General features: G+C 68.5%; 14 protein-coding genes and 1 pseudogene. 11 read left to right on the top strand and 4 right to left on the bottom strand.

Annotated features, from left to right (window positions below; translation table 11 throughout):
* Positions 1-266: 266 nt before the first annotated feature.
* Both AC3WUT_RS25695 and AC3WUT_RS25690 read right to left on the bottom strand, forming a co-directional pair.
* Entirely contained in the window at positions 267-1,520 is a 1,254-nt protein-coding gene (locus tag AC3WUT_RS25695; RefSeq protein WP_492349899.1) for a GGDEF domain-containing protein, read from the bottom strand.
* Between the two features lie 132 nt (positions 1,521-1,652).
* Complete coding sequence (locus tag AC3WUT_RS25690; RefSeq protein ID WP_492349898.1) at positions 1,653-2,405, bottom strand: FadR/GntR family transcriptional regulator; 753 nt, start codon at positions 2,403-2,405, stop codon at positions 1,653-1,655.
* 128 nt (positions 2,406-2,533) lie between these two features.
* Here AC3WUT_RS25690 and AC3WUT_RS25685 point away from each other — a divergent pair, with 128 nt between their 5' ends.
* Genes AC3WUT_RS25685 through AC3WUT_RS25675 form a run of 3 tightly spaced genes read left to right on the top strand, consistent with a single transcriptional unit; the run spans position 2,534 to position 5,944 of the window.
* Positions 2,534-3,601, top strand: coding sequence for a phosphotransferase family protein (locus tag AC3WUT_RS25685; RefSeq protein WP_492349897.1), 1,068 nt, complete (start codon positions 2,534-2,536; stop codon positions 3,599-3,601).
* 40 nt (positions 3,602-3,641) lie between these two features.
* Complete coding sequence (locus AC3WUT_RS25680) at positions 3,642-4,907, top strand: acyl-CoA dehydrogenase family protein (RefSeq protein ID WP_492349896.1); 1,266 nt, start codon at positions 3,642-3,644, stop codon at positions 4,905-4,907.
* 47 nt (positions 4,908-4,954) lie between these two features.
* The gene (locus AC3WUT_RS25675; RefSeq protein ID WP_492349895.1) at positions 4,955-5,944 is read left to right on the top strand and encodes a Bug family tripartite tricarboxylate transporter substrate binding protein; all 990 of its coding nucleotides are present in this window, start codon (positions 4,955-4,957) and stop codon (positions 5,942-5,944) included.
* Between the two features lie 58 nt (positions 5,945-6,002).
* Here AC3WUT_RS25675 and AC3WUT_RS25670 read toward each other — a convergent pair whose 3' ends face one another.
* Positions 6,003-7,610: a rhodanese-related sulfurtransferase gene (locus AC3WUT_RS25670; protein WP_492349894.1), complete on the bottom strand. Its 1,608-nt coding sequence runs from the start codon at positions 7,608-7,610 to the stop codon at positions 6,003-6,005.
* A 58-nt stretch (positions 7,611-7,668) separates the two neighbouring features.
* Entirely contained in the window at positions 7,669-8,298 is a 630-nt protein-coding gene (locus AC3WUT_RS25665; protein WP_492349893.1) for a cysteine dioxygenase family protein, read from the bottom strand.
* A gap of 222 nt (positions 8,299-8,520) precedes the next feature.
* Here AC3WUT_RS25665 and AC3WUT_RS25660 point away from each other — a divergent pair, with 222 nt between their 5' ends.
* From AC3WUT_RS25660 to AC3WUT_RS25625, 8 genes and pseudogenes are all read left to right on the top strand, one after another.
* On the top strand, positions 8,521-9,549 hold the full coding sequence (locus AC3WUT_RS25660) for an ABC transporter substrate-binding protein (protein ID WP_492349892.1): 1,029 nt from the start codon (positions 8,521-8,523) through the stop codon (positions 9,547-9,549).
* 11 nt (positions 9,550-9,560) lie between these two features.
* Positions 9,561-10,586, top strand: coding sequence for an ABC transporter permease (locus AC3WUT_RS25655; protein ID WP_492349891.1), 1,026 nt, complete (start codon positions 9,561-9,563; stop codon positions 10,584-10,586).
* Positions 10,580-11,385, top strand: a pseudogene (locus AC3WUT_RS25650) (ABC transporter ATP-binding protein). Before AC3WUT_RS25655 ends, AC3WUT_RS25650 begins: the two are co-directional and overlap by 7 nt.
* A gap of 190 nt (positions 11,386-11,575) precedes the next feature.
* Positions 11,576-12,592, top strand: a complete 1,017-nt coding sequence (locus AC3WUT_RS25645) for a c-type cytochrome (RefSeq protein WP_492349903.1) — start codon at positions 11,576-11,578, stop codon at positions 12,590-12,592.
* 129 nt (positions 12,593-12,721) lie between these two features.
* A complete protein-coding gene (locus AC3WUT_RS25640; RefSeq protein WP_492349890.1) occupies positions 12,722-13,825 on the top strand; it encodes an LLM class flavin-dependent oxidoreductase in 1,104 nt (367 codons plus the stop codon).
* Positions 13,826-13,838: 13 nt separating this feature from the next.
* Positions 13,839-14,654 (top strand): class II aldolase/adducin family protein, encoded by an 816-nt coding sequence (locus tag AC3WUT_RS25635; protein WP_492349889.1) that lies wholly within the window; start codon positions 13,839-13,841, stop codon positions 14,652-14,654.
* Entirely contained in the window at positions 14,651-15,799 is a 1,149-nt protein-coding gene (locus tag AC3WUT_RS25630; protein ID WP_492349888.1) for an acyl-CoA dehydrogenase family protein, read from the top strand. The genes AC3WUT_RS25635 and AC3WUT_RS25630 overlap by 4 nt, the downstream gene beginning before the upstream one ends.
* A gap of 238 nt (positions 15,800-16,037) precedes the next feature.
* Positions 16,038-17,096: a CysB family HTH-type transcriptional regulator gene (locus tag AC3WUT_RS25625; RefSeq protein WP_492349902.1), complete on the top strand. Its 1,059-nt coding sequence runs from the start codon at positions 16,038-16,040 to the stop codon at positions 17,094-17,096.
* Positions 17,097-17,123: the final 27 nt, after the last annotated feature.

The following is a 17,123-nucleotide window of genomic DNA, read 5'->3' as shown; positions in this document are numbered from 1 at the left end:
GGGCCAGCATCAGGTAGGTGAGGTTGGCTTCGCGGATCTCGGCAAGCATTTGTTCGCTGGTCATGGTCAAACTCCTTCTGAGGCGCCTCACCCGGGGGCATGAAGCAATGTCGATCTGTTGAAATGGATTGTGAATACCCCCCAATCAAAAATTAAGTCGGCCTCTGCCTGTGCTGCTTGTCTCTTTTGTGTCGGGTGCTTGTCAGGTTTTTTCTGACAGGCTTGTCTCCTGAACCCGGTCCGGGCTGGGGCCCGGCAGGCGTGCGTCAGGCCGCCTGGGAGGCGGTGCCGACGTTGTCGGTGCTGCCTTGTGGTGCCGCGGGCACCGAGTCGGGGGGCTCGGCGGGCAAGGCCGCCACGGCCCGGTTGCGCCCCGCGTGCTTGGCTTCGTACAAGGCGTGGTCGGCCCGGTTGATGACCTGCTCCAGGCTCTCGTGCGGGCCCTGGCGCTGTGCGTACCCGGCTGACAGCGTGAAGTGCAGGGCTTGGCCGCCGGGCAGGCGCACGCTCTGGCGGGCGGCCTCATTCACCAGTTGCTGGGCCACCCGCTGGGCTTCGGCGAGCGTGCAATCCTTCAGCAACAGGCAGAACTCTTCGCCGCCATAGCGTCCGGCCAGGTCGGTCAGTCGGGTGTGCTGGGTGATCAGCCGCCCCAGCTGAGTGAGCGTGGTGTCCCCAGCAGCATGGCCATGGCGGTCGTTGATCTTCTTGAACCAGTCGATGTCCATCATCACCACGCCGAAGCGCTCGCCACCCGGTCCGGCCACATAGGCATGCGCGGCCTCGAAAAAGGCGGTGCGGTTGAGCAGTCCGGTCAGCCCGTCACGGCGGGAGTGGGTCTCCAGTTCGCGCCGCTGGCGTTCATTGACCATGGCCAGAAAACCCAGCGAGCTGCCCACGGTGAACAAGGCCCCCAGCAGCAGCGACCCCACCTGGGGCAGCATTTGCGAGCTGATCAGCAGGCTGGCGCGCTCACCGGTGATGTTGTAAATGCCGCGCAGCGCCGAGCCGGTTGCCATGGCGGCCAGAATGCCGGCCGCCAGCAGGCCGGCACGGGAGCCGGTGCTGCGATGGCGGCGCCAGATCAACTGGGCGCTGATGGCAAAGTTGCCGCCCAGAGCCAGCGACACCGTGAGGATGGCCACCCCTCGGGGCAGCCAGCCCAGGTACACCGGCATGGTGCCCAGCACCCCCAGCAGGTTGGCCAGCGCCAGGGTGCGCCAGGGGGTGGGCTGTTCGAGCAGGCGCGCGTGCGCATCCACGCAGATCACCGAGCTGAGCAGCACCAGCGTGTTGGCCAGCACAAAGGTCAGGACCAACGGGGCATGGCCGCGCAGGAAGAACAGCATGAACCCCCCGCACAGCGACAGCATGGCCAGCCCCCAACTGCGCAGGCCCATGTCGGCGGCTGGCAGGCCATAGGCCGTGTTCCAGGCGAACACGGCCATGAACAGCGCCAATGCGCCAATCGAGAACACCAGCGTGGGTGTGTCCAACGTCAGGCCGGCGAACAGGTTCAAGAGGCCCCCCGATGCATGGGTCAGTGTGGACCCGGTCTGTCCATGTTTGTAACAGCATCCATCGTGGGGCCGTTTTGACGCGAGAGCCCAAAAACCCCACGCAACGATTGAGAAAAATATTTCAGCGCTGGATCAACCCACGGGCGGGATGGGCTGGCGCATGTCCAGGCCGGCAATCTCGCAGCCGCGGCGGTAATCCTGCAGGTGTTTGCGTGTCCAGGCCTCGGCCTCGGCGGCATCGTGGCGGCGCAGCGCGGCGGTCACCTGCTCGTGCACCTCCAGCAGGCGGGCGCCCGACTGGGGCAACTTGGGCGCAATCGCGGCATAGCCCGCCAGCATCAGTTGGCTGATCGGGCCGCGGGCCAGCAGCAGCGCCTGGTTGTGCGTGGCCTGCGCCACGAGGGATTGGAACTCGATGTCGATTTCCACCGGCGAGCCGCCGGCCTGCAGCAGGTCTCGGGTGCGGCGCAGGTTGTCCTCCAGCGCGTCCAGCTCATCGTCGGTGATCTGGGCGGCCGCCAGAGCGGCGCACAGGGGTTCCAGGGCTGAGGCCACCTGCCACACGTCGAGAAAACTCACCTGCCGCATGCGCAGGGCACGTTCGGCGGCCTGCGACAGCGCGCTGTGCTCGGGCGTGGCCGCCAGCAGGCGTTTGCCGTCGCGCCGCAGCAGGCCGTCTTGTTCCAGCTGGCGCAGGGCCTCACGGATGGTGGATCGGTGCACACCGAAGCCCGTGGCCAACTCGGTCTCGGTAGGCAGGGCATCGCCTTGCTGCAGGGACCCACTCACGATGCGCCGCCTCAGGTCCTCCGAAACCAGTCGGTAGGCGGGTGAGAACTGCAGCTTTTCGATGTCCATGGGCAGGGGTTTGACAAGGCGAATCACGGAGGGGTTGCGCAGTGTAGCCCGTGCTACCGCCCTGGCTGGACGCTGTCCCGGCCGTGACGCTCAGGGTTTCCTCCGGATTGGGTCTTATTGTCCAATTGTCCGACAATGCGACAAAAGGACGAATCATGCCCCCAGAAAACAATGCCAAAAGCCCGCTGTCGCCCGATGGACCTGCTCTGCAGGCCTGGCTCGCACCCCACTGGCCGGCAGCGGCAGCCGGCCTGCAGCTGAGTCGTCTGGCGGGCGGTCAGTCCAACCCCACCTGGCTGCTGACGCCTGCACATGGCGAGCCGCGTGTGCTGCGTGCCAAGCCTGGGCCGCAGGCGGCGCTGCTGCCCTCAGCCCACGCCATCGAGCGCGAGTTCGCGGTCTTGCAGGCCTTGCAGGGCAGCGAGGTGCCGGTGCCCCGGGTGCACCAGTTCTGCGCCGACGAGTCGGTGATCGGTGCCGCCTTCTACCTGATGGCTTTTGTGCCGGGCCGGGTATTCCGCGAGGCCTCGCTGCCGGGTCTCTGCGTGGCGGAGCGTGCGGCCATTCACGACGAGGCCAACCGGGTGCTCGCGGCCTTGCACCGGGTGGACTGGCGGGCCCAGGGCCTGCAGGACTTTGGTCGTACCGAAGGCTACTTTGAGCGCTTGATCGCACGCTGGACGCGTCAGTACCGGGCCAGCCAGACGAACGATCTGCCCGCCATGGAGCGCTTGATCGAATGGCTGCCCGCCCACATCCCCGCTTCGGCGCATGACACCGAGGCGCTGGCCTTGCTGCATGGCGACTACCGCATCGAGAACATGGTGTTCCATCCCAGCGAACCGCGGGTGTTGGCCGTGCTGGACTGGGAGCTGTCCACCCTGGGTCACCCTTTGAGCGATCTGGCCTACCACGCCATGGCCTGGCACCACCCCCCAGGCCCGTTGCAGGGCCTGGCCGGGCTGGATCTGGCGACGCTGGGCGTCCCGAGCGAGCAGGACTTTGTGGCGCGCTACCTCGACCGCATGGGCCGCGACGACCTCGCCGCAGTTCAGGCCGACTGGCCTTTCTACCTCGCCTGCAACCTGTTCCGCCTGGGCGCCATCCTGCAGGGCATTGCCCGCCGCGTGCAAGACGGCACCGCCGCCAGTCCCATCGCGCGCGAGGTGTCGGCCCAGGCCGGGGCCGTGGCCGAACGTGGCTGGCGCCTGGTGGGCGGCTGAGGCCTTCCCTTCTTTTTCTTCCCTCCCCTGAAAGAATCCCATGAACCTGTTCCAGGAACCCGAGAAGACCACCGCGCTGCGCCAGCGCCTGCAGGCCTTCATGAACGAGCACATCCTGCCCAACGAGGCCCAGGTGGCACGCGAAGCCGCGGCCCAGGGCGACTTCACCGGCGAGGGCTGGGGCCACTGCCCCACGGTCGAGCGCCTCAAGGCGATGGCGCGCGCACAAGGCCTGTGGAATCTGTTTCTGCCGCATTCGCCGCGCGCAGCCGAGGGGCTGTCGAATTTTGAATATGCGCCGCTGTGCGAGGTGATGGGCCGGGTGCATTGGGCCAGCGAGGTCTTCAACTGCGCGGCGCCTGACACCGGCAACATGGAGACCCTGGACCGCTATGCCACCGAAGCCCAGAAAGACCGCTGGCTCGAACCCTTGCTGCGCGGCGAAATCCGCTCGGCCTTTTTGATGACCGAGCCCGAGGTGGCTTCGTCAGACGCCACCAATATCCAGTGCGAGATCCGCCGCGAGGGCGAGGACTATGTGATCAACGGGCGCAAGTGGTGGTCCACAGGGGCTGGCAGCCAGCACTGCGAACTGTTCATCGTGATGGGCAAGAGCAACCCCGAGGCGGCGCGCCACCAGCAGCAGTCCATGATCCTGGTGCCGGCCAACAGCCCTGGCGTCAAGGTGGAGCGGGCCCTGTCGGTGTTTGGCTTCAATCATGCTCCCCATGGCCACATGGAGGTCTCGCTGACCGATGTGCGTGTGCCCGTGGCCAACCTGCTGCTGGGCGAGGGGCGTGGCTTCGAAATCGCCCAGGGTCGCCTGGGGCCGGGCCGCATCCACCACTGCATGCGCTCCATCGGTGCGGCCGAGCGGGCCTTTGAACTCATGTGCCAGCGCTTGGCCAGTCGCCATGCCTTTGGCCGTGCCGTGGCCGAACAAGGCGTCTGGCACGAACGCATCGCCGAGGCACGCTGCCTGATCGAGCAGGCCCGACTGCTCACCCTCAAGGCCGCCTGGATGATGGACACGGTGGGCAACAAGGCCGCCCAGGCCGAGATTGCCATGATCAAGATCGTGGCCCCCAGCATGGCCTGCAAGGTCATCGACTGGTCCATCCAGGCCCACGGCGGTGGCGGTGTCTGCGAGGACTTTCCGCTGGCTTTCTCCTATGCCGACCAGCGCACCCTGCGCCTGGCCGACGGCCCCGACGAGGTGCACCGCCAGGCTCTGGCCAAGCTTGAACTGCTGCGCCTGGGCCTGCGCCACAAGCCAGTGCAGACCCCGATCACGCGCGGTTGCTGAGATCTGCCTGACTTCGCTTTCACGACCCATCTGCAAGGAGACAAACCATGAAAAAAATCCATTCCTACACCCGTCGCATGCTGGCCTTCGGTGCCCTGGGCCTGCTGGGGCTCGCACTGGCGGCCCCGGCGCTGGCCCAGCCTGAAGGGCAAGCGGCCCGCATCCTGGTCGGCTTTCCGGCTGGCGGCTCGTTTGACGCCCTGGCCCGCGTGCTGGCTGAAAAGCTCAAGGACGAACTCAAGCGACCTGTGCTGGTCGACAACAAGCCTGGTGCCGGCGGCCGGCTGGCCATGGAGGTGCTGAAGAATGCACCCACCGACGGCAGTGTCGTCATGCTCGGGCCCGATGCCCTGGTGGCGCTCTACCCCTACACCCTGCGCAAACTCAGCTATGACCCGCAGCGTGATCTGCAGCCCATCGGTACGGTGTCGGAGTTTCCCTTTGCCTTGGCCGTGGGCACGGCCCCTGCGGCCAAGACTTTGGCCGAGTACGTGGCCTGGGCGCGCAAGAACCCGGGCCAGGCCAATTACGGCATTCCGGCACGGGGCGCGCCGCACCATTTCTTCGGCATGGTGCTGGGCGAGGCCATCGGCGTGAAGATGGAAGACATCCCGTTCCAGGGCAGCGCTCCGGCCGTGTTGGCCCTGATGGGCGGGCAGATCAGTGCCGACATCGATGTCATGAGCTCGCTGGTCGAGGGCCACCGCGCCGGCAAGATCCGGGTGCTGGCGGTGTCATCCGAGCAGCGCGTGCCCCAGTTGCCCGACGTGCCCACCTTTGCCGAGCAGGGCTACCCCACGATTTCGGGCATGGGTTTCAACGGCCTGTATGCCCCGGCCCGCACGTCGGCCGCCGTGGTGACCGCCTGGAGCCAGGCCCTGGCCAAGGTACTGACCCTGCCCGATGTGCGCGAGCGCCTGGCCACCATGGGCTTTCTGCCGGTGGGCAAGTCGCCCGAAGAGCTGGCCAGCCGTGGTGCCGCCTCGGCCAAACGCTGGGAACCGGTGATCAAGGCCTCGGGATTTCAAGCCGATTGAAAGATTGAACGATTGAATGCCCGGGCCCCAGGCGTTAGCGCGCCTGTCGCGATCCGGCTCAGATCACCTGGAAGCCATGCGTGCCATCGCGCCCCAGTTGTTCGACCAGGCCAAACTCCCAATCCAGGTAGCCTTGCATGGCTGCGCGGGGCGCATCGGTGCCCTCGTAAGGGCGGCGGTAGCGGTCGATGCGCGGGGCGGCCAGGTGGGTTTCGCCGCTTTCCAGCGGCAGGCCGGCTTCGATCCAGGCCTGGGTGCCGCCATCGAGCAGCGACACGCTCAGGCCTGGGCTCAGGCGGGCGGTTTCGGCCACGGCGTAGGCGGCCAGGGCCGAACTGCCGCAGGTCAGTACCAGGCGTTGCACGCCAGGCACCTGAGCGCGGATCTGGGCCAGCCCCTGGGCGAGTTGCGAGCGCAGCGCCCACCAGGCGCCCGGAATGTGGCGTTTCACGTGGTTGGCGCTGGGGGTGAAGTCGATCACCACCGTGTCGGCCCCTTCGGCAAGCCAGCCCTGCAGCGTGGCCACCGAGGTCAGCGGGATCGGTTGCTCGGGCGGGGGCACGGCGGTTGGCGCCGTCCCGCTCTCGGTCAAAGCCTGGGCGGGCAGCGCGTCGATCACGTGCACCTCCCAGCCCATCTGGGCCAGCCACGAGGCGCTCATGTTGGCGCGCACCCCATCGGTGTCGCTCAGCACGATGCGGGCGCCACGCACCGGGGCCTGGTGGTCGGTCTCTTGCACCAGTTGCCCCCCCGGGGCGCTGCGGAAGCCCGGCAGGTGGCCCCGGGCGAATTCTTCAGGGGTGCGCACATCGAAACGGTAGGTGGTGCGCTGGGTTTCTGCCGCCCACGCGGGCAGATCGGCCAGCGTGGCGCGGCGCACCCCGGCGCGGTCGGCCACGGCGCGGGCCTGGGCGGCGGCGCGGGCCTGTTGTTCGGCGCTCACCTCGGGGGCGCGGCGGGCGGCACCGTGTTCCAGCGTCTGGCCGGCCAGCAGCCAGCCGATGGTGCCGTTGCGCAGGGCGGTGATGCGGTTGGGCAGGCCGGCGTTCACCAGCGACTGGGTGCCGATGATGCTGCGTGTGCGCCCCGCGCAATTGACCACGATGTGGGTGGCCGGGTCGGGGGCCAGGGCCGCGGCGCGCAGCACCAGCTCGGCCCCGGGCACGCTCACCCCGCTGGGGATGCTCATGGTCTGGTACTCGTCGAAGCGGCGCGCATCGAGCACCACCACATTGGCCTGGCTTTCGATCAGGGCCTTGACCTCTTCGGCGGGCAGTGAGGGGGTGTGGCGCTTGGCCTCGACCAGCTCACCAAACGATTTGCTGGGCACGTTGACGTCGCGGAACAGCTCGCCGCCTGCGTCACGCCAGCCCTGCAGGCCGCCGGCCAGCAGCGACACCTGGGTGTAGCCCAGGGCCTGCAGGCGGCGTGCGGCCGTGTCGGCCAGGCCCTCGCCGTCATCGAACACCACCACCACGGTGTCGCGGCGCGGAATGCGGGTCCAGGCGTCCAGCTCGATGCGGCCCACCGGCAGGTTGGCGGCCCACAGCGGGTGGGCCTGGGCAAACGGGTCTTCTTCGCGCACATCAAGCAGGGCGATCTCGCGCCCGGCCAGCAGGTGCTCGCGGACTTGGGCGTAGGGGGTTGTGGGCAGGGCAATGGTCACGGTGGGGCTCTTCTTGTGGGGGGCAGGAATTCAAAAAATAGGAAGGGGGCCATGCAGTTCAGCCGGCCAGGCTGGCCCGCACCTCGGCCGAGCGGTCCCACAGATTGGGCAGGCTGCGGTTGCTGTAGCCCGACACAAAGGGCTTTTCGGTGCCGTCTTCGAGGAACACCGAGCGCTTCACGGCCCCGATGTTGGCGCCATACACATGGATGCTGATCGACACCTGGTCGGCCAGCACATTGCTGACGCGGTGCACGTCGCCAATGCGGGGGGACACGGCATCGACCTCGCCGGGGTGCAGCTCGTGAGCCTCGCCTGTGGGGCGCCAGTGGCCGGCGGCATCGCGGGCGTAGGCTTGCGAGCGTTCCTGGCCGCGCAGCATGCCGATCAGGCCCCATACCGTGTGGTTGTGGATGGGCGTGGCCTGGCCCGGCCCCCATACAAAGCTGACCACCGAGAAGTTCTCGCGGGCATCGGCGTACAGCAGGTACTGCTGGTAGTGCTCGGGGTGGGGTTGGCTCAGCTCGGCGGGCAGCCAGTCGTCATGGGCCACCAGGGCCGCCAGCAGCGAGCCGCCTTCTTGCAGCAGGCGTGCCTCGTCCGGGTGGGTGTCGGTCAGGCGGGTGAACTGCTGCACGAAATCGCGCAGGCGCGGCAGCTGGGGCGGGGTGGGGTCTTGGTGGCTCATGGGCTTTGGGAGGGACAGCTGTTGGGGCTGAGGGGCAGCCTGTATTGAAGCGCAAAGCGCCAAAGCGTGCTGGCTGACTTCTTCATAAGCATGGCTGGTTTTCTCATTTCCATGGCGCGAATGATTTCTGTCAAATGCGCTCAACAGCGGAGCCTGCGGCGCATGCCGTGGTCCGCAACGGCCCCAACGCCCTGAACGCCCTGCCTCGACAGAAAGCCTCTCATGACCACACCTCATCCATCTTCTGCTTCTTCGATCATCGTGCCATCGCGCCGGCGCCTGTTGCGCTCGGTGGGGGCCCTGGGACTGTCGGCCGTGGCCGGCGTGGGGGCCAGCCAGGTGCTGGCCGCCGGCAAGCGCCGCCCGATCAAGCTGGCCTGGAACGCCAACGCGGTCTGCCTGGCCCCGGTGCCCGTGGCCATCACCCGCGGCATCTTCGAGAAAAACGGGCTGGATGTCGAGCTCATCAATTACACCGGCTCGACCGACCAACTGCTGGAGTCGATCGCCACCTCCAAGGCCGATGCTGGCGTGGGCATGATCCACCGCTGGATCAAACCACTGGAGTCGGGTTTTGACGTCAAGTTGGTCAGCAGCTCGCACGGCGGCTGCACCCGCCTGGTGGGCTATGGCCCGGCCGGCGTCACCAGCCTGCAAAAGCTCAAGGGCAAGACCATCGCGGTGTCGGACCTGAACAGCCCAGGCAAGAACTTCTTCTCGGTGCTGTTCACCAAGGCCGGCATCGACCCCGAAAAGGATGTGACCTGGCGCCAGTTCCCGGGCGACCTGCTGGGCGTGGCGGTGGAAAAGGGCGAGGCCCACGCGATCGCCGACGGCGACCCGAACCTGTTCATCATCGAGCGCAAGACCAAGGGCCTGATCGAGCTGGCCACCAACCTCAGTGGCGAGTACGCCGACAAGACCTGCTGCGTGCTGGGGGTCAGCGGCAAGCTGGCGCGCGAAGACCGCCCCACCGCCGCCGCGCTGGCCCGCTCGATCAACGAGGCCTCCGACTTTGTGGCCAGCAACCCCAACGAAGCCGCCAAGATCTACAGCCCCTACTCCAAGGTGTCGGTGGAAGACCTGCGCACCGTGCTGGGCACGCTGACCCACAAGCACCACCCCAGCGGCGTGGCGCTGAAGAAAGAGATCGAGTTCTTTGCACGCGACTTCAAGCTGGTGGGGGTGCTCAAGCCCAGCACCGACCCGGTGCGCTTTGCTGAGTTCGTGCACGCCGACGTGCTGTCCTGAGGAGGCGTGTCATGAACAGCACCGTGCATTCCCCCCCGGCTTCGGCCGCGCTGCCGCTGCGGCGCGAGGCGGCCGCGCCCTCGGCCTGGTGGGCCACCGGCCTGGCCGCCGCCGTGGCCTGGGCGGCCCTGGGCGCGCTCACCCTGGGCTGGCCGAACAAGCAGGTTGGCTTCAGCGACTGGAACTACACCGCCGAGTTCGGCTGGGTCAGCCTGGGGCTGGCGGCCGCGCTGGCCGTGCTGAGCCTGGGTGGCCCGCTGGCCGCGCCGGTGGTGCAGCGCCTGCGCGGCTTCGGCCCCTGGCTCACGGTGCTGGGCCTGGGTTTTCTGGCCTGGGAGCTGGTCACGGCCAAGCTGGGCTGGTTGCCCACGCCGTTCTTTGCGCCGCCGCAAAGTCTGGCCGAGGTGTACGTCAGCGATTGGCGCCGCCTGGGTGACAGTGCGGCCAACTCGCTGATCCTGCTGGGCGTGGGCATCGGCTCAGGGGCGGCGGTGGGCTTTGTGGTGGGCGTGCTGATGGGCTGGTCGCGCCGGGCGCATTACTGGATTCACCCGGTGCTGCGCGTGCTGGGCCCGATCCCGACCACCGCGCTGCTGCCGATCTCGTTTTATTTCTTCCCCTCCAGTTGGTCCACCGCGGTGTTCCTGATCGCCATGGGCACGGGCTTTCCGGTCGCCATCCTGACCTGGTCGGGCGTCGCCACGGTGAACCGCCAGTTCTATGACGTGGCGCGCACCTTGGGGGCCTCCAACGCCTTTCTGGTGTTCCGGGTGGCCATTCCGGCGGCCATGCCGCAGGTGTTTGTGGGCCTGTTCATGGGCCTGGGCCATGCGTTTGCCACCCTGGTGGTGGCCGAGATGCTGGGCGTCAAATCGGGCCTGGGCTGGTACCTCACCTGGGCCCAGGGCTGGGCCAGCTACCCCAATATGTATGGGGCGCTGTTGGTGATGGCCCTGCTGTTCTCGGGCGTGATCACCTTGCTGTTCACCGTGCGCGACCGCGTGCTGTCGTGGCAGAAGGGGGTGGTGCAATGGTGAGCTCGTCGAATGCCGTCCGCCAGCCGCAGGCAGGCGCGTCCAACGGTGCGGACATCCGCATCGAGCAGGTCAGCCATCAGTTTGACGGACCGGCCGGTACGCTGCCGGTGGTCGATGGCGTGAGCCTGCACATCCGCCCCGGTGAATTCGTGGCCCTGCTCGGTCCCAGTGGCTGCGGCAAGTCCACCCTGCTGCGTCTGGTGGCGGGGCTGGAGCCGCCGAGCGCGGGGCAGATCCTGCACGATGGTGAGCCGGTCGCCCGGCCTGACCCGTCGCGCATCGTGGTGTTCCAGGACCCCACGCTGTTCCCCTGGCGCACTGTGCGCGACAACGTGGCCCTGGGCCCGCAGGCGCGCGGCACGCTGGCGGCGCTGCAGCCGCGTGTCGAGGCCGCGCTCAAGCTGGTGGGCCTGCAAGACTTCGCCAAGGCCTACCCGCACCAACTCTCGGGCGGCATGGCCCAGCGCGTGGCGCTGGCGCGTGCCATCGTCAACGACCCCAGCCTGCTGGTGCTCGACGAGCCCCTGGGCAAGCTCGACTCGCTGACCCGCCTGACCATGCAGACCGAGCTGCTGGCGCTGTGGCAGCGCCAGGGCTTCTCGGCCCTGCTGGTCACGCACGACGTGGAAGAGGCCTTCTTTTTGGCTCAGCGCGTGATCGTGCTGTCCGACCGGCCCTCGCGCATCGTGGCCGAGCTGGTCAATGAGTTGCCCTACCCGCGCCACCGCGGTGACCCACGCCTGGCCGAACTGTGCGCCACCAGGCCCTGGCCCACCTGGGCCTGGACGCGAGCTGGTGAGGGCTGTGCTTGGGGCCGGGCTGAGCGCGTGATCGACTGGACCCCCACGCCCGAGCAGGTCAACACCGTGCTCGGCGTCCTGTACGCGGTGCAGGATGCCCTGCACCGTCTGTGGTTTGCCCTGGGCCTGAGCGACAGCCTGGCCGGGCAGCCGGTGTGGCCCTGGGCACAGCGGCTGCATGGCGAACTGATGGTGTTTGAGCCCGGGCAGGCGCGCCGCCTGTTGCTGTGCGCGGCGGCCCTGGCAATCGCATTGCCCTTGACTGGACTGGCGGTCTTTTGGCGGCGCGCCCGCTGGCCCGCGTGGGCCGCTGCGGTGGCCTTGCTGGCGGCGGCCCCCTGGGGCGTGTTCGGCCTGTTGGCCGGGCCGGCAACGCCCAGCAGTTTCCATGTCAGTGACAGCGGCTTCAGCGCCCAGACCATCGTGCGCGGCCAGACCGTGTACCAGCGGCATTGCCAGCGCTGCCATGCGGCGGATGGCGGCGGTGAGGGGCCCGATGCGCCCGCTTTGCCCATGTGGCCCCCGCGGCTCAACGGCAGTCTGCTGTGGCAGCGCCTGGAGGGGGAGCTGTGGTGGCGAGTGCGCCACGGCCTGCAAGACCGCGATGGCCAGACCACCATGCCCGGCTTTGCCGACGCCTTGAGTGAGGCCGACACCTGGAACGTGCTCGATTTTCTGCAGGCCCAGGCCTCAGGCCAGACCCTGGCCCGCGAAGGGCGTTGGGAGCTGCCGGTGCGCCTGCCCGATGCCCGGGTGCGTTGCGGTGTCGCAAGCGAGCTACGCAGTCTTCGTGGCATGCAAGGGCAGCGCCTGCTGGTGGCCGCTTCGCCCGGCACACCGCTGGTGCTGGACCCGCGCGTGCTGGGCATCGGGCAGGGCAGCGGTCTGGCCGAGGCCGGCACTGATTGCCGTCTCGTGGAGGCCGATGCGGCCGACTTCCGCCAGGCCCTGGCCCTGGTGTTGGGCCAGCCCGTCGCTCGCCTGCAGGGCCAGCAGGTGCTGGTGGACCGGCAAGGCTGGTTGCGTGCCCGGGCCCTGCCTGGCCAGAGCTGGTCGGCCGCCGATCTGGTGTGCCGGTCGGAGAAGGCCCCAGCCCCGGCCGCACCAGCCCCGGAATTGCCCGCCCCGACCGATCCGCTCGGTGCCCTGGTGGCCGCCATGGACGCCGACCCGGTCGCTCCGCGCCGCGGGGGCATCCCGCACTGAGCTGGTGGGGCGGACATGCCGAAAGCGCATGTCCTCACGCGTTTTGCTTCGTTGTTGCGCGGGCGGGGGCGGCCTATCGTGAAGCCATCCGCGAAGCCTTTCACCGTTCTTCCAACCCAGGAGCCCCCCATGAGTGTCCAGTTCATCGGCATGATCCAGCCGCACGAAGTTTCTGAAACCTTCCCCCGCCGTGGCCCGGTGATCGACCGCGACTTTGTGCGCGTGTTCGCCCAGGCCCATGAGCACGCCGGCTTTGACCGCATCCTGGTGCCGGCGCATGCCACCAGCCCCGACAACCTGCTGGCGGTCACCTACGCGGCCTCGGTCACCCAGCGCATCAAGTTCTTGCTGGCGCACCGCCCGGGTCTGCAGCAACCCACCGTCACGGCGCGCCAACTGGCCACGCTGGACCAGTACACCGACGGCCGCGTGGCCGTGCACTACATCACCGGCGGCTCGGACGAAGACCAGCGCCGCGACGGCGACTTCCTGGGCCACGACGACCGCTATGCCCGCACCGACGAGTACCTGAGCGTGCTGCGCCAGATCTGGACCGCCGACAAGCCCCTGAACCACGAAGGCCGCTTCTACCGCATCGAGGGCGGCTGGTCCGAGGTCAAGCCCCTGCAGCAGCCGCACCTGCCGATCTATTTCGGTGGCGCCTCCGAGGCCGCACTGCAAGTGGCCGGCAAGCACGCCAGCGTCTATGCGCTGTGGGGCGAGTCGCTGGCCCAGGCCGGTGATCTGGTGCGCCGCGTGCGGGCCTCTGCCGCCCAGCACGGGCGCGACATCGGCTTCAGCATCTCGTTCCGCCCCATCCTGGGCCGCACCGAGGACGAGGCCTGGGCCCGCGCCGAACGCATTCTGGAAGACACGCGCCGCGTGCGCTCGCTGCAGGGCTTTGCCCGCGGCGGCCCCTTGCAAAGCGAGGGGGCGCGTCGCCTGTTGGCCGATGCGGCCCAGGGCGACCGGGTGGACGAGCGCCTGTGGACGGCGATTGCCCGCGAGACCGGCGGCCGCTCCAACACCACGGCCCTGGTGGGCACGCCCGAGCAGGTGGCCGATGCGTTGCTCCAGTATTACGACCTGGGCATCAGCACCTTCCTGATCCGCGGCTTCGACCCCCTGCCCGACGCGATCGACTACGGCCGTGAACTGTTGCCGCTGGTGCGCCAGAAGGTGGCCGAGCGCGAGGCCGCCGCCGCAGCCCAAGCCCAACTCAAAGCCGCTTGAAAGAAGTTCATCCATGTCTGCTGTTCTGCAAACCCCTTCGCTCACCCTGGTGCGCAACCCCCACCCGCAACGCAAGGACTGGTTTGATGAAACCCCGGCCCGTCCGACGGTTGAGGCCGAGCGCCGCCACCGCAAGGAACGCCTGGCCGTGGCTTTCCGCCTGTTCGCCCGCTTTGGCTTCGACCACGGCCTGGCCGGCCACATCACGGCGCGCGACCCCGAGCTGAGCGACCATTTCTGGGTCAACCCCCTGGGCCTGCATTTCTCGCAGATCAAGGTGTCGGATCTGCTGCTGGTGAACTCGCAAGGTGAGATCGTGGTGGGCCAGGGCCCGCTCAACCGGGCCGCCTTTGCCATCCACGCCGCGCTGCACGAGACGCGCCCCGACATCGTCGCCGCCGCCCACACCCATTCGACCTACGGCAAGGCCTGGTCGACCCTGGGCCGTGAGCTGGACCCGTTGACCCAGGACGGCTGCGCCTTCTACCAGGACCACGCCCTGTTCGACACCTTCAGCGGCGTGGTGCTGGAAACCGATGAGGGCTTTCGCATTGGCCAGGCGCTGGGCCAGCGCAAGGCCGTGATCCTGAAGAACCACGGCATTTTGACGGCCGGCCCCTCGGTCGAGTCGGCCGCCTGGTGGTACATCGCGCTGGACAACGCCTGCCACACCCAACTGTTGGCCGAGGCCGCCGGCAAGCCGCAGCCGATCCCGCACGAGGTGGCCTTGCTGACCCACAGCCAGGTCGGCCGCCCGGGCGGCGCCGAGTTCTCGTTCAAGGGCTTCTACGACATCATCGTGCGCGAGCAACCCGAGGTGCTGCAGTGAACGCCCCGCTGAGCTGGGGCCAGACCGCACGCGCCCTGGCCGTCGAATTCGCGGTCCGAGCGCCGGCCCATGACCGGGATGGCAGCTTTCCGTTCCGCAACTTCGACGATCTGCACGCGGCCGGCCTGCTGACCCTGGCCGCGCCGGTGGCCTACGGCGGGCAGGGCGCCAGCCTGGGTCAGCTCACCGATGTGGTGGGCGCCGTGGCGCACGGCGACCCGGCCACGGCCCTGGTGCTGACCATGCAGTACATGCAGCACCGTGGCATGGGCCGGCGCCACAAGCCCTGGCCCGAAGCCCTGGCGCGCCGGGTGGTACAGGATTCGCTGCAGCGTGTGAGCCTGGCCAACGCCTTGCGTGTCGAGCCCGAGTTGGGCACACCGGCGCGCGGCGGCCTGCCGGCCACCATCGCCCGGCGTCAGCCCGATGGCCGCTGGCGCCTGTCGGGTCGCAAGATCTACTCCACCGGGGCGCCCATCCTCAGCTGGTACCTGGTGTGGGCCCGCACCGATGACGAGCAGCCCCTCACGGGGGCTTTCCTGGTGCCGGCTGACCTGCCCGGCACCCGCATCGAGAACACCTGGGATCACCTGGGCCTGCGCGCCAGCGGCAGCCACGACATCGTGTTTGAAGACGTGCTGTTGCCCGCGGACGCACCGCTGGAGCTGCGAGCCCCGACCGACTGGGGCCAGGGCGACCTGTTGATGCAAGCTGAAATGGCCGCCTTTTTTGCCGCTTTGTACACCGGCGTGGCCCGCGCCGCCCGCGACTGGGTGGTGGGTTTTCTGCACGACCGCCAACCCAGCAGCCTGGGTGCGGCGCTGGCCACCTTGCCAAGAGCGCAAGAGCACCTGGGCCAGATCGAAGCCTTGCTCACCGTGAACCAACGCCTGATCGACAGTTTGGTGACCGACCTGGAGGCCGGCCTGGAGCCCAGCTTTGCCGACAGCGGCATCGTCAAGTCGGTCACCACGCACAACGCCCTGCAGGCCGTGCAACAGGCGGTGGCCCTGAGCAGCAACCACGGGCTGGCACGGCGCAACCCGCTGGAGCGCCACCTGCGCGACGCGCAGTGCGGCGTGGTGCACACCCCGCAGGACGACAGCGTGCACATCGCGGCGGGCCGACGCGCGCTGGGGCTTTGACGCCTTTCGGCGCAGCCTCGGCGCTGCCCGCGAACGCCCCGGCCGGGCCCCGTGAGGGGCCTGGCTTTTGGCGCTGGCAGGGGGCCTTTGCATCCTCGTTTTGGGGATAAGGTGCTGCCCAAATATTCGTTTTCTGCGGCGGGCAACCGGCGAAGAATCGCGTCCTTTTCAGACCCTCTTGAAACTGTCGAGGCCATCGAAGCGCTCGATGGGACCCAACCCCCAGGACGCATCCGCCATGAACTTCCAGCAACTCCGTTCGGTGCGAGAGGCCGTGCGACGCGGCTTCAACCTCACCGAGGTGGCCCAGACCTTGAACACCTCGCAACCTGGCGTGAGCCGACAGATCCGTGAACTGGAGGACGAACTCGGCATTGAGCTCTTCGTGCGGGTCGGCAAGCGCCTGACCGGGCTGACCGAGCCCGGCAGCCATGTGCTGCCCATCATCGAGCGCATCCTGCTCAACAGCCACAACCTGCGCAAGGCAGGGCAGGAGTACGTGGCCCCGCGCAGCGGCCAACTGTCGGTGGCGGCCACGCACTCGCAGGCCCGATACGCCTTGCCCAGGGCGGTCAAGCAGTTCTCGCAGCATTTCCCCGAGATCCGCCTGCACCTGCACCAGGGCACGCCCCAGCAGGTGGCTGCCATGCTGTTGGCGGGTGAGGCCGATGTAGGCATTGCCACCGAGGCGCTGGCCCAGTTCGACGGGCTGGTGGCCTTGCCCTGCTACCGCTGGAGCCACTCACTGGTGGTCCCGCCCGGACACGAGCTGCTGCGGCACGACGGCCCGGTGACGCTGAGCCGCCTGGCCGAGTTTCCGCTGATCACCTACGACACCGGCTACACCGGCCGCTCGCACATCGACGAGGCCTTTGCCCACCACCAGGTGCAGCCCGAGATCGCGCTGACCGCCATGGACGCCGACGTCATCAAGACCTACGCCGAGCTGGGCATGGGGGTGGGCATCGTGGCCAGCATGGCCTTCGACCCGCTGCGCGACAAGGGCTTGCGTGCGCTGGATGCCAGCCACCTGTTCGGCTTCAACCTGACCCGGCTCGCCGTGCGGGCCGGCACCTATTTGCGCTCGTACGAAGAGTCGTTCATCGAGGCCTTTGCCCCCAGCCTGACGGCCGGCGTGGTGCGCATGGCCCTCGACGAAGGCCGGGCGCCCGCCCGCCTGGCTGCCACGGCACCGCCGCCGCCACCACCGCCACCCCCGCCCGAGCCCTGGCCCTTGCTGGGCAACGCCTCGCCCGCAGCGCCGGTGCCGGCGACCCGACCGGCGTTGGTGGTCTGAAGAACGGCTGCGGCCCCTGTGTGCCCG

The organism is Curvibacter sp. EU05-FHT14A10 (assembly GCF_058791075.1).
This window is presented reverse-complemented; position numbering and strand designations above follow the sequence as displayed.

Excerpts from the sequence above, each read along its gene's own strand:
- AC3WUT_RS25680 (WP_492349896.1), top strand. The coding sequence starts at position 3,642 with ATGAACCTGTTCCAGGAACCCGAGAAGACCACCGCGCTGCGCCAGCGC.
- AC3WUT_RS25640 (WP_492349890.1), top strand. The coding sequence starts at position 12,722 with ATGAGTGTCCAGTTCATCGGCATGATCCAGCCGCACGAAGTTTCTGAA.
- AC3WUT_RS25635 (WP_492349889.1), top strand. The coding sequence starts at position 13,839 with ATGTCTGCTGTTCTGCAAACCCCTTCGCTCACCCTGGTGCGCAACCCC.
- AC3WUT_RS25675 (WP_492349895.1), top strand. The coding sequence starts at position 4,955 with ATGAAAAAAATCCATTCCTACACCCGTCGCATGCTGGCCTTCGGTGCC.
- AC3WUT_RS25625 (WP_492349902.1), top strand. The coding sequence starts at position 16,038 with ATGAACTTCCAGCAACTCCGTTCGGTGCGAGAGGCCGTGCGACGCGGC.
- AC3WUT_RS25665 (WP_492349893.1), bottom strand. The coding sequence starts at position 8,298 with ATGAGCCACCAAGACCCCACCCCGCCCCAGCTGCCGCGCCTGCGCGAT.
- AC3WUT_RS25660 (WP_492349892.1), top strand. The coding sequence starts at position 8,521 with ATGACCACACCTCATCCATCTTCTGCTTCTTCGATCATCGTGCCATCG.
- AC3WUT_RS25655 (WP_492349891.1), top strand. The coding sequence starts at position 9,561 with ATGAACAGCACCGTGCATTCCCCCCCGGCTTCGGCCGCGCTGCCGCTG.
- AC3WUT_RS25645 (WP_492349903.1), top strand. The coding sequence starts at position 11,576 with ATGGTGTTTGAGCCCGGGCAGGCGCGCCGCCTGTTGCTGTGCGCGGCG.
- AC3WUT_RS25685 (WP_492349897.1), top strand. The coding sequence starts at position 2,534 with ATGCCCCCAGAAAACAATGCCAAAAGCCCGCTGTCGCCCGATGGACCT.